Origin of the sequence: Pinibacter soli, assembly GCF_029961145.1 — a bacterium.
GTDB classification, from domain to species: Bacteria; Bacteroidota; Bacteroidia; order Chitinophagales; family Chitinophagaceae; genus Pinibacter; species Pinibacter soli.
Genome location: NZ_JASBRG010000007.1, coordinates 295,952 through 318,951 on the forward strand (window position 1 = coordinate 295,952; position 23,000 = coordinate 318,951).

The window sequence follows — 23,000 nt, forward strand, 5'->3', positions numbered from 1 at the left end:
GTCCTCGAAAAGACTATTGAAAAGGCCGCGAAGAAAGAGTTAATATGTCGACTGCAAAAAAAATTATTTCAATAACTAAAACTCCAGCTTCTTTCAGAATGCTTCGTTTAAAGAAATATAAAATCCCTTGCTGCGGTCCTCACCAGGTTTCTGATTTCCGACTGCCATGTCCAAACGCAACGTGAGCCTTGCCAACGGGTCAAACATATACCGGACGCCGCCACCAAAGCTTGGATAAAAATCGCTGATCGTAAGCTTGTTGTTGGCATACACCGTTCCTGTTCCTGCAAACAATGCAAATATTATCCTCGTGTCAGAGACAAATCCTTTATCTCTTTTCGTGGCCCACGGACGAAAGCGCCATTCAGCTTGCCCGGCCAGCAAATTCTGATCGTTGTACCGCCATGCATAATAACCTCTCAAATAGCTGGAACTCCCGAGTTTGGACATTGCATAAAATGGAATGCTACTACCCTGTGTGGTATGATATGCTGCCTGGAAACCCAACGTCTGCTTTGGGTTGATGCGGATAAAATGCCTTGCGTCAAGCGTAATGGCAGTGTAGTGGAAGTCGCTGTAGGCAAAGTTTGTCCAGCCTATTGCTCTGAAATAAGTCCCCTTCGTTGTGCAGTTTTCGTAATCACGAGAGTCGTAAATACCCTCATAACCAATAACTGCAAGATTGCCGCCGTTTTTGCCAATGTATGCGGTTGTATCAAAAATACCTCCCTTTTCGTGGTCCGTAAAATGGTCCGACTGGAAGCCAAGTCCGCCGCCGGCATAAAAATGTTTGCCCAACTTGCGCTCCACACCCGTTAGTAAACTGAATCTCTTCGCTGTGATCAGGTCTTTGTCGGCCTCATGGGTGTGCGCACCAATGCCGTAGAAGTATGCGGGAAAGTCGTTGTAGATGCCGCTGACAAACATATGCCACATGTTATCTTTCGTCCACAAACTTCCCTGCAGGATCAGTTGTATCTGGCTCTCCACGGTAAACATGTTGTAGGAATACAAAGAAGATGGCCTGGTGATGTCTGATGTTTTGTCCAAATAAAAACTATAAACTGCGCCAAAACCATACTGAAACTTGGTTTCCGGTGCATAGCCTATAACCGGGAATGGAAGGAAAAGTGGTTTTTTCTGAGCAATGCGTGTGGAATCTTTAACATACAGATCATTCTGTAGCTTTTTCAAAAACTGTGCTTGTAACAGGGTACTTGCTGCAATAAGGATAGCCGTGCAAATGAATTGCTTGAGATTTTTTCTTGTTGTCATGTAAAGAGTCTCATATACAGACAATTACATCGACATTTTTGTTCAAAAAAATCACTAACCTTTCTCAGCTTTGCTGCTTAACCTTAAATGTATAGTTTCTCTGCGTAAGGTAGCTAAAACATACAACGATAAATGTGGTAATGATTTTAGCGATGGTTGGGTAAATGTGAAAGTTCTCCACCAATACTTTCAGGCTCACATAATTAATGAAGATACAAACGATCACCAGCATGAAATAACGGAACAGTTGTACTCTTCCATGCAGGTTGGAGTCGTGGAAAACCACGTTGCGCATAAGAAAAAAGCCCGTTGGAAAACTTACTGTAAACGACATAATGAACGCCATGATATAAGGACTGATTACCAGCGGCCCCCAAACAAAGTTCTGCTTATGTAAGATAAAATTGTAGCTGATGAAGTAAACAAAAATGTCGAGCAGCGTATTGCTGCCACCGCAGGCCAGGTAACGGAAAGTTTGTATGGGAATAAACTTGCGAAACGGAGGATAGAAAAAATCGATAAATGCAGTAATGTTATTCTTCAAACAATTTTGATTTTGCGGAGCGAATATAAGGCGTTTGTAAGGGAATTTGTTATTAATAACGAAGAATTAATGTTATTGCGGGGAGGTGCGAGGTTTGAGGTTTGTCGCTCAGTGGACGGGGTACGACAGTTATCCGGGTGTTGCTTCCTGGCGATTTTTGTTCGTTGTACTTACTCTTTTGCAAGCTGTGATAAGCACCAATCAAAGCAGGTATATAAAAAAGATGTCGGCGGATTACTAACATACAAACAAAGGAAAATCTGTTAAAGTTTCCTTTATTGGGCATATAGTCACCCAATGCATATCTAACCGCTATTTTATCATGAAAATATTGCAGAGTGGCTTTTTTTTCGTAAATTAAAGTACTTCCTAAGGCTTAGCGCATGCCGCATAACGCTTAGGTTTTGGGATAAAAGAGTCTGCATTTTGCGTTAAGAATTAGGCGTTCTGCTTTAAACAATCGTGGCACGTAATTGGTAATAATGTCTGAGCCCGGAAAACAATTCTATAATGGCTTAACTGTCTGAAAAATTATTATTATGAAAAAGAGAGATTCTTTCCTGCTTGGAGTTGCTTCGTTTGCCCTGATTGCTTTTGTAGCGTATGCATCAAAACAAATGAATACACAACGTAAACTTAGAAAAGCGTCTGACGAAGGTTATGAAACGGCACATGATATTTTGTATCCAAGTAAAACAATTGCGGCCAAAAAACTACGCTTCGGTCCCATTTTACCAGAATAAATAAACTTACTATAGCTTGAAAGAGCGCTGACGGCCTGAAGTTGCTGTTGGCGCTCTTTTTTTTGTGGAAAATGGAAACCGCGGGCTTTAGGTTCAGAATCATTTTCAACTTTCAATTTTCAATTGTCTTTTGCCTCTCAACTATAATTTGTACATTAATTACACTTACCGAAACCCATCATTATGAGCGAGCCTTCACATCCAAATTCAGGAAGAATAACAGAAACAGTATTGATCCTCCTTTTGTTGCTGGGATTGATCTATGCCATGTTTACTGTACTGCAGGCTTTCTTTGGTGTATTTACTTTTGCTATCATATTTGCGGTGTCGTTTGCAAAACCATTTGAAAGGCTGGTGAAGTTTTTTGGACAAAGACGAAAGCTGGCGGCCGTTGTCTATTCTATTTTGCTGATCGCAATTGTTGCTGTACCTGTAATCTACATGATATCTTCATTGAGCTCGCATGTGCGGGAAACGATTCACTGGATTAGCAGCGTAAGGGAAAACGGATTGCCGCCGCTTCCGGATTGGATCGCAAACCTTCCTTTTGTAGGTGAGGATATAAAAGCCTTTTGGCAGCAGCTACAGGACAGGCCGAAGGAAGCAGTCAGCGCATATGAACCTCAACTCAGACCGGTACTGCACCGCGTGGTGACGAGTGGTGCCGGAATGGTGGGTGTTGTTTTAGAATTTGTTGCGGGCATCATTGTATCAGCAGTTTTTTTGGTAAGTGGTCGAAAAATAATGGAACCTATAGATGCTACGCTCACGTACATGTTTGGCAAAGAAGATGGTAATGCATTGATCGATGCTACCGCTGAAGCGGTTAAAAGTGTTGCTATCGGCGTGATGGGCACGGCGTTTATAGCAGCGATATTTTCATGGGCGGGTTTTGCGATAGAGGGAATTCCTTTTGCGCTGGGGCTCGCGGCCGTCGTTTATTTTTTGGTGCTTATACAGTTGGGGCCTTTGATCGTGTTTATACCGGTCGTTGTTTGGCTTGCGATGCAGGGGCATACCGGCGGCGCTATTTTTATTGGGGTATGGGGCGTTGCTGTGTCCATTATTGACGCTGTTCTAAAACCGGTTCTCATAGCCAGAAGCGGCAAACTTCCCTTTCTTGTTTTGTTCCTTGGCGTGATCGGAGGCCTTGTGGCGTGGGGCTTTACGGGCATGTTTAAAGGTGCAATTATACTCGCAGTGTTTTATACCATTTTCAATTCATGGTTGCAGAAAACGAGAAAAAGGGAAACGCAAATATCTGGAGATGTAGGAGACAATTAAAATAACACGCCAAAGCTTTTCATTATGAATGCACATTCATTGCATTTCACCCATTTACTTCTTATCTTAAGTTTGATTTCCTCTCATAATCTCCTTCCCTGTAAAAACGCGTAAAAGTTTGTTTACGAATCACCCAAAGCGAAAATGCAAACGCACGCTACTACAGAAAAAACAAACAGTTCTTCTTTTGTAAATAAAAAGAAGCTGCAACCTTTTTTTACTCCTGTTGCCGTGCAACCTAAGCTTACGATTGGCGCCGTTGATGATCATTATGAACGTGAGGCAAATGCTACTGCCGACAAAGTGATGCGCATGGCAGATCATGACATCGTTTCCCCGAAACCAGCACCAGTTAATATACAGCGTAAATGTGCAGCATGTGAAGAGGAGGATAAATTGCAACGCAAAGAAAAGGAAGATGATGGCATATTGATGACGAAACCAATAATGGACTTTCCTTTACAAAGGAAATGTGCACATTGTGAGGAAGAGGAAAAACATCTTCAAAGAAAGAAGATGACCTCCGCTTCTCCTGAAATTTCTTCATCTGTTAATGATGTATTGCAGTCAACGGGGCAATCGCTTGATCCTGCTACGCAAACATTCATGGAGTCAAGGTTTGGCTATGATTTCAGTCGTGTGCAGATTCACAACGATTCAATGGCGCACCGCTCCTCTTCCGATATCAATGCTTACGCATATACGCACGGTAGCCACATTGTTTTTGGCACCGGACAATACCAGCCGCAAACACAATCAGGGAAACATTTGCTTGCGCATGAATTAACGCACGTCGTGCAGCAAGGGTCTGCAGGTACGATCGCCGGCACGATCAACAGAAAAGAAGGCGATGATGCAAAGCGGCCCCTGACGCGTTATGAAGAAATAGAACAATCTATCGATACACCCGGAGAGTATGAGGCCATTGCGCATCCATTTGGTATCAGCCTTTATAATTTCGCTATCAACCGGTATTATCTGAAAAATGAGCACAGAGCGGCGCTGAAGAAATTGAGCAAATTGCTACAGTCGTCCAAGAGCAATGCATTAACCCTCTATATCGTTGGAAATACAGATTCAACAGGGTCGCCTGCCATCAATGATCCTTTGTCTGTACATCGGGCAGCAAGCGTGAGAAATTTTCTTAAAGATTTGACCGGTAAAAAATATCCGATGGAGGGTGAAGGTGAAAACAATCCTTTTGTGGCGAATGAAACAGATACGGGAAGATCACGCAATCGAAGGGTGGATATTGAAATCCGTTCATCGCATCACGATGATCCAACGCCTGTGCCAAAAAACAATCCTGATCTTCCTCCGGCGTATGCACATTTTTACAAGCCGGAAATTTACCAAGATACATTATGGGAAGGAGAAACGACCGACGATTGTCCACACTTCTGGTCCTGCATAGATATTCATCTTCCTATCTTCCCCTTCTGGCTGCCCAAGTGTGCAAGGCTTGCTATTGAATGTTTTGGCGCGGAGAATCCGGAAGCATGCATTGAGTTTTACAAGGATTGCACAGATGATGATGAAAAAAAGAAAAAGCCGCATGCCTGTCCTGAACATGTTTACTTACCAAGCGGCAGGCTTCCGGTATTCGCAGAGTGGAATGTAATGATCTTACATGGGCCGTTCCGTATGGAAATAGATTTTGAAGACAACCCTGAAAAGGGTTGCTATTGCTCTTGTGGAGAGTACGAGCAAATTGTAAGAGGATACATGGAAACTGAATTTACAGACGGAACTGTTAGTCGGCGAAACCACTGCCTGATGCCAGGAATATATCTTGAAGAAAATACATTTCATGAGGATGGACTTTGTTTGCCCAATACTGAGTACGGCCACAGGTCGAATCCTCCACGATTGACCGATACAAGAGATGAAGATGGCGATGGTGAATATTTTATCGATAGATTTTTTAGTACTCAGTCAGACGGCTGCCACTATTTTGGTATTGACCAGCCGGCATTCGGACCCTGGGATCCGCCGCGGGAAGTAAGGAGAACATGGTTCCTGGAGTTCAATGGCTATCCGGTAGATACATGTATCAACCCCGGCACCAGAACGCCTATTGAAGAGCATCGACACGCATGGTACATTAGAGCCGAGGTAAGAAGGCCGGCCCCGAAAGTCACTACAAAACCCGGAGGCTCCGGGCCAGGTGGCGCCGGACCCGGGGGCACTGTGAAAAGCAAAAGAGCCACTCCAACAAAAGCAAAGACCAATCCACCGCAAGCGTATCCATCCGGTTATGGAGGAGGCATAGACAAAGACGCGAAAGTGGGTCAATCGTTCAACATGACTGTCACTTTCCGTTTAAGAGGACAAAGCGATGTCTACTCCTATACGATACCAGTTAAGGTCATTGAACCTACCAATGCAGATTTCATAACAATTGAAACGCTCAACGACGATAATTTGAATTTTGCGCCGCCATCAGAACCGGAAATTGTACTACAGGCGCATAAGAAGATTAGAATAGAAAGAAGCACTTTGTAATGTACGATGTACGAAAATCATTAGAGCGCTCCATCCAAAAAAATATAGTACATGGTACTTCGTACACCCAACACTCCTCCCATTTGTTATTGAACTACTTAAAGAATTATTTTATTGCAGGTTGCAAGCAACCTTTTTTTAGTGAACTCGTATGTACTAGTACAGCCCTTACTAAAGAAATGAAATGGTGACCGATTTACAAAAAGAGATAGTGGCGACACTCGCCTATTTTGACAACTTCAGGTACCCGCTAACGCAAAAAGAGATTTTTTTGTTTCTACCTGTACAGTGCACAAAAGACACGCTGCAACATGAGCTGCGTGAACTTTTGTTGTCGGGTCATGTTTACAGGGTGCAACAATTTTACAGCCTTGTAAAGGATGAGCAATATGCCAGCCGCCGCAACGAAGGGTATGCGAAGGCAATAAAGCTTATTGATACCGGAAAACGTGTGGCTGCACTTCTCAGCCATTTTCCTTTTGTCAAAGGCATTGCTATTTCAGGTTCTTTGTCAAAGTATTTTGCGGAAGAAGGAGCAGACATTGATCTGTTCATCATTACATCGCACAACCGCGTCTGGCTGGCGCGCACTTTTACTCATTTACTTAAGAAGCTTAGTTATCTTTTCAATAAGCAACATTACATGTGCATGAATTACTACATTGATGAAAAGGAATTGGATATAGTGGAGAAGAATATTTTTACCGCAACTGAAATTGTTACGCTCATGCCACTACAGGGCACTAAGGCCTTTGATAATTTTTTTAAAACCAATAACTGGACAGCGAAATTTCTTCCCAATCATTTCAAGCGTGTTTACAGGGAAAAAGACATGAGTTCAAATCCGGTCAAACAATTCTTAGAATTCTGTTTTAGGGGAAATTTCGGAAATACCCTCGACAATTACCTGATGAAGATAACGGCAAAAAGATGGCAGCAAAAAACAATGTCCGGTCAGTTGAACGATCATGGTTATGTTATGAGTATGACCGCGCACAAACATTACTCAAAGCCAGATCCCACAGGCTTTCCAATAAAGTTGCTGGCAAAACATCAGGAAAAATTATTGCAACTTCAGCAATTGCACGCAATGAAAAGTGCAGGTGAAATGGGATGACTAACCACAGACTACATGCTTTACCATTCTGGTCGCCCATACTTACCACTAAGGCACTAAGGACACTAAGTTTCACTAAGACTTGATTTTGGTTAACACTAACTGAAAATAAACAACCCTTAGTGCGGCTATGTGTCCTTAGTGCCTTAGTGGTAAATGAAAGGGTTTTAAAAAAAGCTCTTTTAGAATTCATCAGAGGCGCTGCATTTAAGAAAAAAATCAGCGCAAATCATCCAAATCAGCGTCATCTGTGTGCTCACTTTCTCCGAAGCACAATGATATAATAATCGCCAATCGAGCGGCACGGCCATGTTGATTTAAAACGCTGTTCTGCTTTTCGCAGGAATGCAAACATTCGCGGATATTTCTCCGCAAAATGTTCAATATAAGAAGGAGGAACAAAGGTGCACAGGCCTTCAACTGTTTCAACAGTAAAATTATCTTTCAACAGGCGTTTCACGTAGGATGGATTATAATACCAGCAGGTAAAAAATTCCCCTTCGATGCGTGCCGTTCTTCCTTTGCTGCTGAAGAAGCGACGAAATGCAGTTTTGAATTTTCCCTTAAAAATTAACAAAGTTTCGAGCAAACAAAACTTTGGCAAAATAACCATGCATGCAACACCGCCAGGTTTCAAAATGGTGTTAAGGGACGACAACACTTTGTTCAGTTCATTTGTGCAATTCAATCCTCCAAAATTGCTAAAGACCGCATCATACTGTTTGCTTTCTTTGAGCGATTGCAAACCTGTATAGGAACATTGCTCAAAAGTAATTTTATCCTCAAGTCCCTGCTGGCCCACTTTTGCAGCCGCTTTATCAAGCATGCCCTTTGAAATATCGGTAGCATGAACAGCATACCCATTGCGTGCAAAAAAAATAGCGTCCTCTCCAGTTCCGCAATTGAGTTCAAGAATATGTGAACCTTGCGGCACATATCTCATTACTGCGTCCCTCACTCGTTCCCGTTTGTATTGTACGATCGTGTTGGCGCTGTATATAGCGTCAAAAACGGCAGACTGTTTACTGAAAGCAGCGGCGGCAAGTTGTTCGTTATGTTGAATCATTTCGTTCATGCTTTCTTGTGTTGCAGTGAGAAAAGTATAACCCTGTTATACCATGTTGCCGGAAAATAGTAGAATGCAGAAAGCATTTTCTTTACATCGCTTTTCCCGGATTGCTTAAACCATTCGCGCCATTTTATCGTAGCAATATGTTTTTTGTAATTGTTGTGCACATAGCGGTGTAGTTGTTTGTAAAACGATGGGACATAAGTATTTCTAAACATCAGTGCCAATTCTGAAGAGTCTGTCCAGTTGTGCTTTTTCTGCATCGCCGCTTTTACTTTTTCGTAGAAGCCGGTGCCCGGCAAGGGATAAGAAACAGAGATACCAATTTCATGCGGCATCAGATCGTTGATCATTTTTATAGTGAGCTTTATGTCTTCCTTTGTTTCTCCCAGGTAACCAAATTGAATGAACAGTGAAGGTTTTATTTTGTAAAACTTCAGCAGGTTTGTTGCCTCGTGTATTTGTGCAACGGTGATGCCTTTGTCCATTGCATCAAGTATTTTTTGTGAACCGCTTTCGGCCCCCATCCATGCATTTTCACAACCTGCCTTTTGCAGGGAACTTACATAAGCCGTTTGCAAAAGCAGATCTGCCCGTGACTGTATCTTGAATTTAAAATTCAGATTTTCCTTGTGGACAAGATTGGCAAACTCCTCTACCCATCCTGGTTTCAACCCAAAAATGTCATCGCAGAACCAGACATGATCGAAGCCATAATTTTCCATTAAATACTTCAGCTCCTCTACGACCTTTTGCGGAGAACGCGAATTGTAGCGGTTGCCATAAATAGGTTTTGCGCACCAGTTACATTTGAATGGACATCCTCTTGTGGTAACGATGTTGATGGAAAAATAACCTGCATGCTTCATCCAGGTTGCTTTATAGCGATCAATGTCAACGAGGTCCCAGGCGGGCTGCGGCAAACTGTCGAGGTCTTTTAATACTATTCTTTTCGCCGTTTGTGTCGTTGTTCCATTTTCACGAAAAACAATTCCCTGAATATTGTGAAAGTCAGTTGTGCCGGACGCCAGGGCATTTGTAAGTTCCAATAAAGTCATCTCTCCTTCCCCTATCAAAACGAAGTCAGCCCCCGCTTGCAGATATTGATCATAGTGATCCGTTGCATCAGAGCTGGACATGATCACCGTAATGCCACATCGTTTTGCAAGATTGATCATACGGAATGCAGCCTCACGCATATTGGTCAGGCACATCTTTGTGAGGTAATTGAATCCATCATCATAAATAACCAACAGGTCAGGCATATCCATTTTTAATACGTCGATCAATTCATCTGCACCTTTAGCAAACATGGTATCGAAAAGCGAAACCTCATAACCATTTTCACGCATCAATGCGGCAGCATACAACGTAGCCAATGGCGCATATGGCTTGCCAATGGCCTCCTGCTTTTTATCAAAGTGCAAAAAATATGAGTGCGTAAATAAGATTTTTTTCATTGCTTGTCTCAGTTATGAGTTGTGAGTTATGAGTTATGAGTTTTGAGTGATAAGACCCGAACATAATGATGGTTGATAAGCATGCCCAAAGCAGCACATAAACAATTACTAATTACTAACTCCTAATTTCTAATTCCTAAGTTCTCCCCGGATTCACCGTCGGCGGCAAATACAGCGAACAGACACATTTTCGGCATATTTCATTCTCTGCCATGTTTATCGTTTTTCTGAAGTGAAGAGCCAGTTCATTATTTACAAGGTTATTAAGTGAATCATCTTTTATGTTGCCAAATGCTTCGTGAAAGAAACAAGGTTTTACCGAACCATCAGCTTCAATCACCGCGGAGACCCAGGGTGCATTACATCGCTTGTAAGGAAAATCTGCAAGTCCGGCAAATGCCGAATAATACTGGTGAATGCTCCAAATCCTTCCAGGCGATTCAAGCACATACCGCTTTGCAAAATCCATTGCATGGGTTTCGAGCATTCTTTCGATAATTGATTTTAGTTCCGGCAATGACTCGTTATCAATCAGCAGTTTGTCCTTGTTCTCTTCTTTCCATTGTTCCGTGTGATCAAACGCATTGCTTGTTACATCTGCAGGTAAAAAGCTTATGCTGTTAAGTTGCAACTCTTTTGCAGCATCAATGATCTGCGGCCAGACGCGAAAATTCAATTGATGAATAACCGTGCGGCCGGTGATCCTGAAGTCAGGTCGCAGAGCCTTTATTGCCTTGATGCTTTCTTTCGTTTTTGCAAATGCGTTCTCAATGTTTCTGATCCTGTTGTGCATGTCTTCATTTCCATCAACTGAAATAATGATGTTGTCAACATATTTTACAAGGTTTTCTGCATGACGTTTAATGGCATGTCCACTCGTGAGCAAAGTGATTTTTACGTGTTGCTTTTTCAGAATTGCACACAATGAAAAGAATGCCGGATGAAGGATCGCTTCTCCGCCGGACATTACTACTTCGACTGTTTTAAATTTTCTCAGTGATTGAAGAAGGTTCTCTACGTCTTGTTCTGTTAATTGTTTGAGATGATTGTTGTGCTTCCATATATCACACATTACACAGCGGCAATTGCATGCGCTGTGCGGCATTAGGATAACGATCGGCAAAGTAGTGATCACATTTGTCCGCAAAGTTTTATAACGCTTGTATGTTTGATATAGGGATTGTTGCATGTTTTTTCTGATTGTTAATTGATAGTTGTTTGGCTGTGCGTGTTTAAATTTTTAGTAACTCAAAACTTTTCAATTACCAGGGCGAATGCAATTCGCCCCTACCATTTTCAACTTTCCATTTTCAACTTCCTAAAATCCCTGGATCTCCGGTTGCCTGTATTTCCAAATGCGTTGCAATAGCTTGATTTCATATGGATATTGGTAAATATTTATTTTATATCGTAAAGTTGCTAACGCTTTGATAGCGTTCTTTCTTAAACTTGTTAAACGAATGTCTGTAACTGTTGGATAGCGACCATTCAGCACAGTTTCAAAGTTTCTGATTTTGTCAATCATTGCTGGTGTGAGCCATGGTGTAAGTGGATTTTTACGCATGTCAAAATTCTCCCAGTGCGGACTCACCCAGTCTTCCAGTGTTTGTGGAAAACGGAAGCCATTGTTTTGAACTTCCTTAAACAGCGATGAACCCTCTGTGGGAACAGGGCTGTAGGTGTACAAAACAATTTCGGTAGTGGGGTTAATGCGCTTGATCTTCTTTATGAAAGCAATGTCATCGTCAATTTGTTTCTCCACCTGTTCAGGTGTTGGAGCAGGCATGCCCAATACAAATGAATATTCCGGAATGATGTCAAACTGTTTCATTCTTGCTGCGAATGCAGCGATCTGTGCGCCGCTTTGTGTACCGCCTTTGTCCATGCGTTTAAGCAATTCGTCATTGCCGCTTTCTGCGCCGAAGAAAATGATCTTGCAACCAGCTTCCCGAATCAGCGACAATGTTTCGTCGGAAAATTTGTTCATGGTATCAATGCGTGCCATGCCCCACCATGTCATCTTTTCCGGCTTAATCAGTTTGGCAAATTCAACCACTCGTTTTTCGGACACAAAGAAATTATTGTCGTGAAATTCTATAGCATCAGCGCCCCATTTGTCTTTAATGTACTTTAAATCGTTGTAAATGTGTTGCGCAGATTTTGCTTTCCATCTTGCTTCGTAAATGGGCACAACCGAACAAAATGAGCAGGTAAAAGGGCAACCGATACTGGAGTGATAAGCAAAAGTTTTTTTACCGAGATAGGTTTTGCCGAGATAGTTTTCCATTGAATACATCGTATGCAATTTGTCGTACGGCAATGGCGGTAAAGTATCCTGCTCAATCAGGTCCTCTTTCCGGGTTTTGATAATGTCATCTCCCGAACGGTAAATAATATTTTTGATCAGTTCATAAGGTGTGTTATTTTCCAATGCGTCGATCAATTGAGGAAAACAATGATCGCCGGGACCGTTCACGACAAAATCCACATAGCCCGATTTCAGGACCGCATTGTATTGTTGTGAGGGAAAATAACCACCCCAGATCATAATGGTTTTGGGATACAGTTCTTTTATTTTCTTAGAAAATGCAACAGCCTGCCTGAGTTGCGGGCCCGGCATTACGGTGAAGCCAATGTATTTGAAACTTCCCGTGGAAAGATAGCTGCTTATTTTTCCCATGGGATCATCTTCCCTGTTCCCATCTACGACCATCCAGTCGTATTTGCCTTCTACTGATGCGGCGATGTTTAGGATTGAATTGGGTACACGAAAAGTGATTTTTGCACTCCTTGGATTAAACAGTAAAATCTTATTATGGGCAGCCATGAGGTTCGATTATGCTAATAGATACGGGAAAAATTGGAAAAGGTTGCCGGAGCGAATTAATAATTAATAATTAATAATTAACTGGGTGGCATTCCTAATTGAAGGCGATCCATTTTGTTAAGCATAAGTAACCCAGGCTGTTATTGGGCCGCGGCACCTATTAATTCTTAATTATTAATTATTAATTCCTTGCGGTTCAGGCAACTCCCACCCAACTTTCTCCGTATATACTATCATGCAAATCTCCTCCTATTTTAAACGGTTGTTTACTTCTAAGGCCAAAGATCAGGAACCGGAAAAAGCGTATGACCTTTGGTCGGCTTCTTATGATGAGCAACCCGGCAACCTTATGCTGGAACTCGACAAGATAGTGCTATACGATCTACTCGACGATATTGATCTTGCAGGAAAAAGGATTGCAGATATTGGTTGCGGCACGGGAAGGCACTGGCAAAAACTGTTATCCTATGAACCCGAACTGTTAGTGGGATTTGATGTGTCTGAAGGGATGTTGAAAAAGCTGAAAGAAAAATATCCGAATGCGCTCGTCAGAAAGACGAATAGCGACGCCTATCCAGATATTACGGATGGTTTTTTTGATGTGATAATTTGTACGCTCACCATTGCGCATATGCAGCGGATGGACCAGACATTTGCGGAATGGAACAGGCTGTTAAAACCCTGTGGCGATATCTTTTTTACGGATTACCACCCCGAAGCGCTGGCAAAGGGCGGCAAAAGGACTTTCCCATACAAGAACCACTCGATAAGCATTCGCAACTTTGTGCACCCAATTGCCTTTGTACGGCAGCTGGCTGCAGTGAATGATTTGCGTATCGCTCATTTCCGGCATATTAAAATTTCAGAAGCACACCGCCCGTACTACGAACAGAAAAATGCGCTGCATGTGTATGAAAGATTTCTCAACACGCCTATCATTTATGGCATGCACTTAAAAAAGGTCGATGCTGTTGCGTAATGTCCATATTGCCAATCAAAGTGAAGCCTCCGATATTCAATTGTGCGGTGATAAAATCGTTTCTGTATTTGAGGCAGACAACGATGCTGCTGAAGAAACTGCAATCAGCTTTAACAACGCTGTGGCGATCCCGGGACTTATCAATTCGCACGATCATCTGGATTTTAATTTGTTCCCGCAATTCGGCGATATAAAATATGACAACTACCAGGAATGGGCGGTGCACATCCACTCAGTATACAAAAAAGAGATTGGCGAAGTGTTGCAGATACCGCAAGCTTTGCGTGCAAAATGGGGATTGTATAAAAATCTGCTTTGCGGTGTAACAACAGTTGTTGATCATGGCGTGGAGCATTCATTTGAGCAGCCGGTTATAGAAGTATTTCAACATTGCCAGTCGCTGCATTCTGTTGCATTTGAAAAAAACTGGCGCATGAAGCTGAACAATATTTCCAACATTCAAAAGCCGGTGGTGATACACGTCGGCGAAGGTATTGATGCCAGTGCGTACGATGAAATTAAAACATTGCTCAACAGTAATTACATTAAACGGAAGATAATTGCTGTGCACGGAATAGCAATGACATCCACGAATGCAACGAAATTCAAAGCATTGGTGTGGTGCCCTGCATCGAATTATTTTATGTTTGGTCAAACAGCAGATGTCGGTCATATCAAGCGCTTTACGCCTGTTCTTTTCGGGAGTGATTCGACATTAACCTCAAGCTGGGATATTTGGCAGCATATAAACGCAGCCAGAAAGGATGGTTCCCTTACTGACAAAGAACTGTTTGAGTCGCTTACCACAACGCCTGCAGAAATTTGGAAAATGAAAGATGCAGGAAAAATTGAGAAGAACCGGCAAGCCGATATTGTTATCGCTGATAAAAAAAATAATGAAGGATGGGATGCTGTGTTGTCGATATTACCAGAAGCGATTTTACTCGTGATGAAGAAAGGGGAAATTCAATTGTTTGATGAGCGATTGTTGCATCAATTGTGTGAGCAAAATATTTTTTTTAGTGATTTTAAACCTATATCAATAAATGGAGTCATAAAATATGTGCGGGGCAATATTCATCAACTCATTAACAATATTCGCTCTTATCACTCGGAAGCGATCATTCCGGTAGAAATTGTTCAAACAAAATCACCCTTTCATGTTCACACTCATTGATCTTACATTCTTTGCCAACAAAGAGTTTACCAGCGGTTCAGCACTCATTGAATCGCAGGCGGCTTCGCTTGGATATCTCAGGCATATCAAAGAGCGTGTGAGCATTGAGATTGTGAAACACATGAGTAAAAAAGAGCATCGTGTAATAAAAAACGGTTTGCAATATCATTTCTTCAAAAGCAATAATCATTTCTTCAGTTTTCCGTTAAAAACACTTTGGCACATACGTAAGCGGCAGCCGGACATTGTGTTGACACAGGGCCTTTCGTTTCCGTTCCAGGTATTGATGTTGCGATTGTTTGCTGTGCACAAAACACGCATCATTGCACAACATCATGGAGAAAGATGTGGCCGTTCAATGATAAAAAGAATAATTGAGCAATGGGCGGATAAATGCATTGACGCATATCTTTTTAATACGCCATCATATGCAGATGAAAGATTGCAGCTTGGGTTAATAAGCAGTCAAAATAAAATAATGCTATTGCCGGAAGGCTCTAACACTTTTCGAAAAAAAAACAAACAGGAAGCGAGACTGCAAGCTGGTATTGCATCTGAAGGCACAGTTTTTTTGTGGGTAGGAAGGTTAAATGACAACAAGGATCCTCTTACGATTTTGCACGCGTTCGCAAAATATCTTTCACACAATGCTGATGCGCAATTGTACATGATCTATCAAACGGAAGATCTGCGTCCCGCTATAATTGATCTGCTGAATCAAAACGATCTACTACGTGGCCACGTTCGTTTGCTTGGAAAAATAAATAGAAATCACCTGGAAATGTGGTACAACGCCGCTGATTATTTCATCACGGGGAGCCACCGGGACTACGGTGCGTTCGCTTTGCTCGAAGCAATGGCTTGCGGCTGTGTGCCAATAGTTACCAATATTTCAACCATGCAACAATATCTGCAACATGGAGAAACCGGGTTCCTGTTTCCACCCGGTGATGTAGAAGTTCTGAGTCTGCTGCTCACAATTCTTGATCAATACAATATTGAAGAAATGTCACAGAAAGTAGCGGATCATTTCAGGACCACTTATTCATTTGAAAAAATAGCCAGCTCGTTTTATGATATTTGCACCTCGCTACTCGCCGCCAAACAATCGCATTATGCTGGTGACCGTGTCATCGATATGGTAAGCAGTAACGCCTGAGTGTTCCAGCTGGGGATTTTTCAAAAGAGAAACAGTCCGCTCAACCATTTCCTCAACAGAATTAACAATGATCCAGTGTGGTATTTCATGCCGCATAGGTTTGCAAAAACTAATGACATGTGCGCCGGCTCCGACCGCTTCTGCACAAACGGTGCTGAAGCCTTCATATGAAGAAGAGTGTAAAAATATTTTTGTCCGCCGCATATTGGCGAGTACGTCTGCATGTGGCAATTCACCCGTTAATGTGATGTCGTCCTGTAAATGGTATCGCTCAACCAGGTCATGTAATTTTGCCTTCTCAGGGCCTTCGCCACAAAGCATGACCTTTAGTTTGCCAACGTTTTCTTTTACGTGTTTCACCACTTCAATAAGTACATCATATTGTTTTAGTGGAATGAGAGAGCCCGCCGCCATTATGTCAATATCACGTTCTGATTGTTTATCTACAAACAACGTGTTGTCTATCCCAATGGGAATGACATTTGTAATTTTGATGTCGTAATGCTCTTCAAAAGTCTTTGAAACACTGTCTGAAATCGCAATGAGCTCATGCCCTGAAGATCGCGTTAGTGTTTTGTAACGGTTGTTCTTTTTTGCATCCTGACCCAATAACCATGTATAGTACCTGATACTATATTTTTTGCCAAACTGCTTGCCTAGTAAGGCACACTCGCCCAACCAAAGGCTGAGGATGCCAATGATGTGATGTTGTTTTTGTAAACCACTCAGGATGCGCCATACTTTTATCCAAACGCTTAGCCTGAACAATTTTCCTTTGTTGGCGCCGCCTATGCCAATTACCTGGATGCCGTTCCAGGTGTATTTTTTTGCGACAAAAGGATATTGAAAAGTGATGATCACAATGTTGAGCAATGGATAATTTTTCTTCAGGTTTTTTACAAATACCTGGATGGAAGGAAGGCAGGCTGTGTCAGCTTCATTTACAGGAAAACCGGGTGTGAGAATTATGAGGGTTTTGGATGTCATGATGATTTGGAGTTATGAATAATCTACAACAGGCATTAAAGCCAATTAATAATTAATAATTAAAAATTAATAGGGTTACACCTGTTATCACATGCTGCATTTTCATATGCTAAATAATAAAGAATGTATCCTTAGCAATCTGCAACAACTCTTAATTATTAATTACTAATTATTAATTAATTCGCGCTATTCTTCAATCTCCACTACTTTATTGCACCAGTGCAAACTGCTTTTATTGTGTGTGATCAATATAATGATCTTTCCCTGAGACGCCAATTCCTGGAAATAGTTCAGCAGCTTTATCTCCGAGGCTTCATCCAGTTCTTTAAACGGTTCATCAAGTATGATAAGGTCGGCGTTTCTGTAAAGCGCACGGGCAATGGTTATGCGCTGGCGCTGGCCACCGCTAAGATCCCTGCCTGCGTCTGCAATATGAATTTGTTGCGCATCAAAACCGGTCGAAGCAATTTGCTGCATGCTGGTAGCGTGAAGCACGGTTTCTACTTCAGCATTTTCGCCCTGCTCTCTACCCAGTGTAATATTGTTCCAAATAGAGTCGTTGAATAAAAAAGGATGTTGTTTTACATAGGCGATCAGATGCCTTATTTTTTTACGATCTTCTGTCGTAGTGGCAACCCCGTTAATACTAATAGAACCGGATGATTGTGACAAAAAACCAAGCAATAAATTAACGACCGTTGTTTTGCCCTTACCGGAAAGCCCGTGAATGCCCACCATATCACCACAATACAGCGACAGATTGAAATAACTCAGCAGAGGCATTGATGGTCTGTAGGCGAATGAAACATTTTCGAACTCGACATGCTGTATACCCTTTTCAAGCGGCTCGTCATCATTTACCCCGGCTTTTTCAGGTTGCTGCGTAATTGGATGTATGGTAAATTCGTAGGCTTTTATTTGACCAATACTGTTTAATATCTTCACGGCACCGGGAATGATCTTATACGCGGCTGCGATGAAAGCGCCTAGTGTCACGACTTCCAAGTGCACCGTTCCGGACAATGTTTTATTGATCACAATGAGTATGAATAACCCGGCGACCGCAAAAGCTTCGATGAATCTTGAAGGTAAAGCTTGTATGCTTTGTTGCGATGCCAACCCTTCGTTCATTAGCTGCTGATGGTTAACATAGCGCTCTGTAAAAAATGATTGCGCATTGTACACATTGCTTTCTACAAAAGCAGCAAGCGCCTCGTATAAATATTGCAACGACTGCTCGCTGTTTTTCTTTACTACCTTTTTGACATTGTCCACTTTGCGTTTCATCAGCGATGAGCACATAATTATAGGCGGCAGCAGCACAATCAGTAACAATAAAAAAATAACCGGGCTGTACAACAACACGGCAATAATAGTTACCAATATCAAAATGACCTGTGCGATCATTTGCTGAAAACTTCGCAATACATAGTAGCAAAACTCAATCGGTTCCTGGGAAACTTTTCTTACATAGATCGCCGGTGCAGTTTGCACATGTTCCGCGTAATCTGAATGGAAATAGTTGATGAGGTTACTGCGGGAAATTCGCAACGCGACTTTATAAATGAACTGAAACTGTTGTGTGAGTACTAGTCCTGCAAAAGCATTTTTCGTAATGAACAGTATTAAAAAAATAGCAATTGGCCACAGAGAATTTTTTCCAAAGAAATTGTCTAACACTTCCACAGATGCATTGTTTGCCCCCGCATATATAGCCGTGAGCCACACCAGCACTGCCATGAAACCTATGTCCAGCAAGCTTAACAGGATATCGGGAAAGATCATGGACCAAAGCTGTTTTCTCTCCTCTTTTGTGAGTGCTTTAAAAATATGTTTGATGATGAGTTTCACGTGGGAGGCGATTATGAGTTAAGAAAAGAAAACTGTAGAGATCGTGCGAACAATGATCGCCATGTCCATTTTAGGCGACCAGTTCGTGATATAAAACAGATCCATTTCCAGGCGTTCGTTCAGTGTTTCAATATCTTCCGTATATCCGTACTGGCCAAATGACTGTGCAAGGCCGGTAATGCCGGGCTTTACAAAATGTCGTGATGAATACGAGCCGATCAATAATTCATTGCGTTCATTCTCCGCTATCATTTGCGGACGCGGGCCGATAAATGACATATCTCCCATTAATACATTCAGGAACTGAGGCAGTTCGTCCAAATGTGTTTTGCGAAATATGCGGCCGGTCAGGGTGATTCTTTTATCATTTTCATACGCCCCTACTCTATCAGCATTTTCATTTACGATCATCGTTCTGAATTTGATGCAATTGAAAACCTGTCCATTTTTCTTATGGCGCTTTTGTATAAAAAATACCGGCCCGCGGGAATTTATTTTGATGATGATGGCAGCCAGTGGCGCCATCCATGAAAGAATAAAGATGATAGCAAACATCGACGTAAGGATGTCCACTGTACGTTTTAATATTTTGTTGTATGTCTTTTCCAAAGGCGATCCCAACTTTTCGTCGCGGTAAACAACGTTGAGTTCAGCGGAGCGCAAAGGAATGGATGTTGGCTGTATAGCCACATCTGTATAAGAATCGGCATGTCCGTTCATATTGTTCGTGCTATAAATGGATGATCATTCTCTCAGGAATCCGTCTTTACCAGTATATACGAGAAGTCTCAGGAATAGTTGCCTGAGGTTATATTTTTTTCTTTTGTTTCTTACAAATCGCTCCTGGGGGACTGGCATTTGTCAGGTATTTTGCTATTAGGTTGTATCAGAACGGGGGATGTGATATTTGTGATAGGAAAAGCCACTATTAATCCAAATTTGTTTTTATTATTCCTTCAATGGTCTTATAACTTTCAAACAGCGGAGTTCTTATAAATTGTTTATTGTCCAAAAACATATCTTCATATAAGTATACAACGTATCGAATCGTATGATTTTTGTATTGCAAATTTGGATACCAGGTATTAAAATCACTACTTGATAATTCCATTTCCCAGGCACTCTTGAAGTCTTTGTTGCTTGCCTCGCCGACGAGGCTTATCAGGTGAAGAAAGTATTTGTGTCGAAAGCTTTCAGGCTCTTCAGTTTCATTAATAGCCTCATCAATTTTAATTAAGAAGTCGCTCGTAATGTGATCTGAATCAATGGCTAATGCCAGTACCATATGGATTCTTTTGATAAAGAATTTCGTTAGAGGACTCGTTCTTTAACAATTCAGCGAGCCAGGTTTCGAGATCCGCAGTGTTTTCGCATATCCTGCAAAGCCCTTTGTGGTTTACAAGTATTTCGTCATTGCTCATTTTATATACAAGCGAAAAGCTGCTCATATACTTTTTCAACATTATTTTCTTATGATCATTCTTAGTAAGTTCAACAAACGTCTCTTGTGAAATTTCCGCTGATTTCATATTTTTTAAGTCGTCGTTTTGGATAGAATTGTCGGTTGTTATTCAAACCCCATTGTTATCCTGTATTTCAATTAGCTTCCTTTCTTCCAGATCACTTGTCCATTGGTTTCAAAAACAACTGTATTTGCTTTTGTGAGAAATGAATTTTGAAATGTGCTTGTGTTGGTGAAATCTTTTAGCTGACCTGTCAGTTTATCTACAAGCTCTTTGTGTGCAAGATTGTATTCTTTTTCGGGTAGCAACAAATAATTGTGTGCAGGTTCAAATTCAATGCGTATTGCAGATTGATTTTCTCCCTCTTTGTAAGTATTGGTACCTACGAGATAAAGTATCTTTTCGTTTTCTCCTTCAAAAATTCCAAGCTTGAATTTGTCGATTGTCTTTTGTGGTTTGCTGCTGTCGCAAACATTAACCAGCCAATCCTGTAAGGTTTTGAAATGTGAAACCTCTTCTGGTGCAGGTGGTGCTACATCATCTACTGACTCTGTTATCCGGACATCTTGAACTATAATTTTTGCGTGTTGTTCGCATGAAACTATTGATACATTTAGTAAAGATAAAAAAAGAAGTCTACGGATTGCAATCATCAAATTAGGATTTATGAGGTTTAAGATGAAATTAAAGTTATGTATTAATTGCTGTGGAGAAAAATAAACCGACGAACAGATATGCGAGAACATAAGCTTTAAAGCGTCTCTAATATTTACCACTAAGCCCCTAAGGGCACTAAGTTCCACTAAGAGAAGTCTACATTAAAACAACCCTTAGTGAATCTTAGTGCCCTTAGGGGCTTAGTGGTGAAAGAGCGACTTACGTTTTCAAGATGTTTGCAAAAGGACAGCATGCCAGCGCTCAATAAAGAACAACGGCTGAAGTGTGCGACGCAACCAAAGCTCAATAGTTGTTCTACAGCTGACCTCCAAAAAAACGGCCCATCCTTAATGAATGGGCCGTGGAAAAAACACACTTAAATGCATAAGAAGAAAGAACTACTGCGCTCTTACCGCTATATCAACGGGAGAACCCGGAATGCCGTCTATTTTCTTGATCAGATCGCCGTTCTTGCCTGTGCTGATGTTGAGATAATACAACGAACCTTCAACACCCGCTACCAATGTGTTTTGATCAACCAGTTTGATCATCGTTACATTCTTGCCACCAAAGTCTGCAGTAAGCGGCGTAAGGTTTTGGTTGGTTGGGTTGTATCTGTAAACCTTGCTGCCAGAGTTGAAATAAAACATCTCGTCATCTGTGGCCTGGAATTTTGTATTCTCTGTAATCAATGAAGGCTGGCTGAATGCGCGCTTGTATAAAGTCGTTACCTGGAACGGCCCTGTGAAGTTTACACTGAATTTTAATTCATAGAGAGTGCCATCGGATGATTTACCAAAGAGAAAGCAATTGCCTTTGTTTACCTGCATCATGTTTACCAGATCCAGGCCAACGTTGGTTGGGTCAAACGCTGTGCCGATAACACTGTACTGTGTGCCGAAATACATCGGTTGTCCATATACGTTAAATCTAATGATATTCTTTTTCACGGCATCATATCCTATGTAATAATCACCGGTACTGCCGCTGGCATAAATGAGGCCCTTGTCTAAAGTGTAGTCACCATCACAGGCTACGCCAAACATACCATAAATGGGCGCCCTGTTCCATGTTTGCCAGAAACCCGCATATAGCCTATGGTTGATAACACCTGTTATCACGCCAAGCTGGGTGCCGGACATTTGTGTTACTTTGGTTGTATCCGGAGCATTAAAGAAATTACCGGTTAAGTCTTTTGCGCGTTTCAAAGAATCAGCACCGATTTGCACGCCGCCGTTCTCCGTCAATACCCAATAACTGGAAATGGTTACGGGTAAGATCTGCTGATGAACTGTCGGCACCATTGCCAATGGTTTTGCGGGCAAATTCTCTCCTTGTATTGCTGCATATATCCTGGCCTGAACTGCACCATCGGGTTTAATAAATGAAAATTGTGTTACATTATTTTCAACACTTAACACGGCTGTTCCGAGGCTGAAATTGGTAACACCATCTATTTTAAAGTCGTGGAAATAATGCATGCCGTTATCGTTATTGATAACGGTTAAGCGACCATAAAACCTGCCGGTACCCAACCCGAAGAGCATGCGTAAAGAAGAGCCTGAGAAATGCTGGTCGGCTACATTAGGACCACCAATGCGCCAGTCGAAACTTAATGAGGCATTGTTTTTTACGCTAATAGTCGGTGTAATAATAAGGCTGTCCCCAACCACGGCTTTGTACACCGTATCAAGGTGTGTAACCACTGGTTCTTCAGGCATATCGTATGTATAGTTGCCTTTGTCCTTGTAGCAGGAATTGAAAGCAACTGCAAGTGAAATTGAAAATATGATGATTAATAGTTTCTTCATGCTTTTTAAATTTTAAGTCAAAAGGCAAAAGGCAAAATTCAAAAGGCTGTAATGCCGTCTCGCTAAGTTTTTTTACTTTTTACTTTTGATTT

20 protein-coding genes are annotated in these 23,000 nt (G+C 41.7%); 7 read left to right on the forward strand and 13 right to left on the reverse strand.

The features are described from left to right. Positions 1-93: 93 nt before the first annotated feature. On the reverse strand, positions 94-1,275 hold the full coding sequence (locus QJ048_RS12245; protein ID WP_282334645.1) for a BamA/TamA family outer membrane protein: 1,182 nt from the start codon (positions 1,273-1,275) through the stop codon (positions 94-96). A gap of 64 nt (positions 1,276-1,339) precedes the next feature. Continuing rightward, complete coding sequence (locus QJ048_RS12250; protein ID WP_282334646.1) at positions 1,340-1,819, reverse strand: GtrA family protein; 480 nt, start codon at positions 1,817-1,819, stop codon at positions 1,340-1,342. Between the two features lie 539 nt (positions 1,820-2,358). On the opposite strand from QJ048_RS12250, the gene QJ048_RS12255 reads away from it, so the two are divergent. The 4 genes from QJ048_RS12255 (at position 2,359) to QJ048_RS12270 (ending at position 7,468) form a co-directional block, all read left to right on the forward strand. Next, positions 2,359-2,562, forward strand: a complete 204-nt coding sequence (locus QJ048_RS12255) for a hypothetical protein (RefSeq protein WP_282334647.1) — start codon at positions 2,359-2,361, stop codon at positions 2,560-2,562. Positions 2,563-2,745: 183 nt separating this feature from the next. Next, the gene (locus tag QJ048_RS12260; RefSeq protein ID WP_282334648.1) at positions 2,746-3,846 is read left to right on the forward strand and encodes an AI-2E family transporter; all 1,101 of its coding nucleotides are present in this window, start codon (positions 2,746-2,748) and stop codon (positions 3,844-3,846) included. A gap of 144 nt (positions 3,847-3,990) precedes the next feature. Next, complete coding sequence (locus QJ048_RS12265) at positions 3,991-6,351, forward strand: eCIS core domain-containing protein (protein ID WP_282334649.1); 2,361 nt, start codon at positions 3,991-3,993, stop codon at positions 6,349-6,351. Positions 6,352-6,535: 184 nt separating this feature from the next. Further along, on the forward strand, positions 6,536-7,468 hold the full coding sequence (locus tag QJ048_RS12270) for a hypothetical protein (protein WP_282334650.1): 933 nt from the start codon (positions 6,536-6,538) through the stop codon (positions 7,466-7,468). 256 nt (positions 7,469-7,724) lie between these two features. Here the strand turns inward: QJ048_RS12270 and QJ048_RS12275 are convergent, their stop codons facing one another. The 4 genes from QJ048_RS12275 to QJ048_RS12290 all read right to left on the reverse strand — a co-directional run bounded on the left by QJ048_RS12275 (position 7,725) and on the right by QJ048_RS12290 (position 12,824). Beyond that, positions 7,725-8,543 (reverse strand): class I SAM-dependent methyltransferase, encoded by an 819-nt coding sequence (locus QJ048_RS12275; protein ID WP_282334651.1) that lies wholly within the window; start codon positions 8,541-8,543, stop codon positions 7,725-7,727. Then, the gene (locus QJ048_RS12280) at positions 8,540-9,997 is read right to left on the reverse strand and encodes a B12-binding domain-containing radical SAM protein (protein WP_282334652.1); all 1,458 of its coding nucleotides are present in this window, start codon (positions 9,995-9,997) and stop codon (positions 8,540-8,542) included. The genes QJ048_RS12275 and QJ048_RS12280 overlap by 4 nt, the downstream gene beginning before the upstream one ends. Before the next feature lie 136 nt (positions 9,998-10,133). Next, positions 10,134-11,186, reverse strand: coding sequence for a radical SAM protein (locus QJ048_RS12285; protein WP_282334653.1), 1,053 nt, complete (start codon positions 11,184-11,186; stop codon positions 10,134-10,136). Positions 11,187-11,315: 129 nt separating this feature from the next. After that, a complete protein-coding gene (locus QJ048_RS12290; RefSeq protein ID WP_282334654.1) occupies positions 11,316-12,824 on the reverse strand; it encodes a B12-binding domain-containing radical SAM protein in 1,509 nt (502 codons plus the stop codon). A gap of 235 nt (positions 12,825-13,059) precedes the next feature. Between QJ048_RS12290 and QJ048_RS12295 the strand changes: the two genes are divergently transcribed. The 3 genes from QJ048_RS12295 to QJ048_RS12305 are packed head-to-tail and all read left to right on the forward strand — an operon-like array spanning position 13,060 to position 16,139. Further along, complete coding sequence (locus QJ048_RS12295; RefSeq protein WP_282334655.1) at positions 13,060-13,803, forward strand: class I SAM-dependent methyltransferase; 744 nt, start codon at positions 13,060-13,062, stop codon at positions 13,801-13,803. After that, complete coding sequence (locus QJ048_RS12300) at positions 13,790-14,980, forward strand: amidohydrolase family protein (RefSeq protein ID WP_282334656.1); 1,191 nt, start codon at positions 13,790-13,792, stop codon at positions 14,978-14,980. The genes QJ048_RS12295 and QJ048_RS12300 overlap by 14 nt, the downstream gene beginning before the upstream one ends. Beyond that, positions 14,964-16,139, forward strand: a complete 1,176-nt coding sequence (locus QJ048_RS12305; protein ID WP_282334657.1) for a glycosyltransferase family 4 protein — start codon at positions 14,964-14,966, stop codon at positions 16,137-16,139. Before QJ048_RS12300 ends, QJ048_RS12305 begins: the two co-directional genes overlap by 17 nt. Here the strand turns inward: QJ048_RS12305 and QJ048_RS12310 are convergent. From QJ048_RS12310 to QJ048_RS12340, 7 genes are all read right to left on the reverse strand, one after another. Further along, positions 16,071-17,126, reverse strand: a complete 1,056-nt coding sequence (locus tag QJ048_RS12310; protein WP_282334658.1) for a glycosyltransferase family 4 protein — start codon at positions 17,124-17,126, stop codon at positions 16,071-16,073. The genes QJ048_RS12305 and QJ048_RS12310 overlap by 69 nt on opposite strands. Before the next feature lie 186 nt (positions 17,127-17,312). After that, positions 17,313-18,977: an ATP-binding cassette domain-containing protein gene (locus tag QJ048_RS12315; protein WP_282334659.1), complete on the reverse strand. Its 1,665-nt coding sequence runs from the start codon at positions 18,975-18,977 to the stop codon at positions 17,313-17,315. Positions 18,978-18,995: 18 nt separating this feature from the next. Next, positions 18,996-19,697 (reverse strand): sugar transferase, encoded by a 702-nt coding sequence (locus QJ048_RS12320; RefSeq protein ID WP_282334660.1) that lies wholly within the window; start codon positions 19,695-19,697, stop codon positions 18,996-18,998. A gap of 208 nt (positions 19,698-19,905) precedes the next feature. Continuing rightward, positions 19,906-20,262, reverse strand: coding sequence for a hypothetical protein (locus QJ048_RS12325; protein WP_282334661.1), 357 nt, complete (start codon positions 20,260-20,262; stop codon positions 19,906-19,908). Then, positions 20,240-20,506, reverse strand: coding sequence for a hypothetical protein (locus QJ048_RS12330; protein ID WP_282334662.1), 267 nt, complete (start codon positions 20,504-20,506; stop codon positions 20,240-20,242). Before QJ048_RS12330 ends, QJ048_RS12325 begins: the two co-directional genes overlap by 23 nt. Positions 20,507-20,577: 71 nt before the next feature. Continuing rightward, the gene (locus QJ048_RS12335; protein ID WP_282334663.1) at positions 20,578-21,093 is read right to left on the reverse strand and encodes a hypothetical protein; all 516 of its coding nucleotides are present in this window, start codon (positions 21,091-21,093) and stop codon (positions 20,578-20,580) included. Between the two features lie 402 nt (positions 21,094-21,495). Then, the gene (locus tag QJ048_RS12340; protein WP_282334664.1) at positions 21,496-22,908 is read right to left on the reverse strand and encodes a PKD-like family lipoprotein; all 1,413 of its coding nucleotides are present in this window, start codon (positions 22,906-22,908) and stop codon (positions 21,496-21,498) included. Positions 22,909-23,000: the final 92 nt, after the last annotated feature.

Bases quoted from the DNA above. Each gene is read 5' to 3' on its own strand.
- QJ048_RS12310 (WP_282334658.1), bottom strand. From the start codon at position 17,126: ATGACATCCAAAACCCTCATAATTCTCACACCCGGTTTTCCTGTAAAT.
- QJ048_RS12295 (WP_282334655.1), top strand. From the start codon at position 13,060: ATGCAAATCTCCTCCTATTTTAAACGGTTGTTTACTTCTAAGGCCAAA.
- QJ048_RS12260 (WP_282334648.1), top strand. From the start codon at position 2,746: ATGAGCGAGCCTTCACATCCAAATTCAGGAAGAATAACAGAAACAGTA.
- QJ048_RS12270 (WP_282334650.1), top strand. From the start codon at position 6,536: ATGGTGACCGATTTACAAAAAGAGATAGTGGCGACACTCGCCTATTTT.
- QJ048_RS12305 (WP_282334657.1), top strand. From the start codon at position 14,964: ATGTTCACACTCATTGATCTTACATTCTTTGCCAACAAAGAGTTTACC.
- QJ048_RS12330 (WP_282334662.1), bottom strand. From the start codon at position 20,506: ATGAAATCAGCGGAAATTTCACAAGAGACGTTTGTTGAACTTACTAAG.
- QJ048_RS12300 (WP_282334656.1), top strand. From the start codon at position 13,790: ATGCTGTTGCGTAATGTCCATATTGCCAATCAAAGTGAAGCCTCCGAT.
- QJ048_RS12275 (WP_282334651.1), bottom strand. From the start codon at position 8,543: ATGAACGAAATGATTCAACATAACGAACAACTTGCCGCCGCTGCTTTC.
- QJ048_RS12245 (WP_282334645.1), bottom strand. From the start codon at position 1,275: ATGACAACAAGAAAAAATCTCAAGCAATTCATTTGCACGGCTATCCTT.
- QJ048_RS12285 (WP_282334653.1), bottom strand. From the start codon at position 11,186: ATGCAACAATCCCTATATCAAACATACAAGCGTTATAAAACTTTGCGG.
- QJ048_RS12255 (WP_282334647.1), top strand. From the start codon at position 2,359: ATGAAAAAGAGAGATTCTTTCCTGCTTGGAGTTGCTTCGTTTGCCCTG.
- QJ048_RS12325 (WP_282334661.1), bottom strand. From the start codon at position 20,262: ATGGTACTGGCATTAGCCATTGATTCAGATCACATTACGAGCGACTTC.
- QJ048_RS12280 (WP_282334652.1), bottom strand. From the start codon at position 9,997: ATGAAAAAAATCTTATTTACGCACTCATATTTTTTGCACTTTGATAAA.
- QJ048_RS12340 (WP_282334664.1), bottom strand. From the start codon at position 22,908: ATGAAGAAACTATTAATCATCATATTTTCAATTTCACTTGCAGTTGCT.
- QJ048_RS12335 (WP_282334663.1), bottom strand. From the start codon at position 21,093: ATGATTGCAATCCGTAGACTTCTTTTTTTATCTTTACTAAATGTATCA.
- QJ048_RS12320 (WP_282334660.1), bottom strand. From the start codon at position 19,697: ATGAACGGACATGCCGATTCTTATACAGATGTGGCTATACAGCCAACA.
- QJ048_RS12290 (WP_282334654.1), bottom strand. From the start codon at position 12,824: ATGGCTGCCCATAATAAGATTTTACTGTTTAATCCAAGGAGTGCAAAA.
- QJ048_RS12265 (WP_282334649.1), top strand. From the start codon at position 3,991: ATGCAAACGCACGCTACTACAGAAAAAACAAACAGTTCTTCTTTTGTA.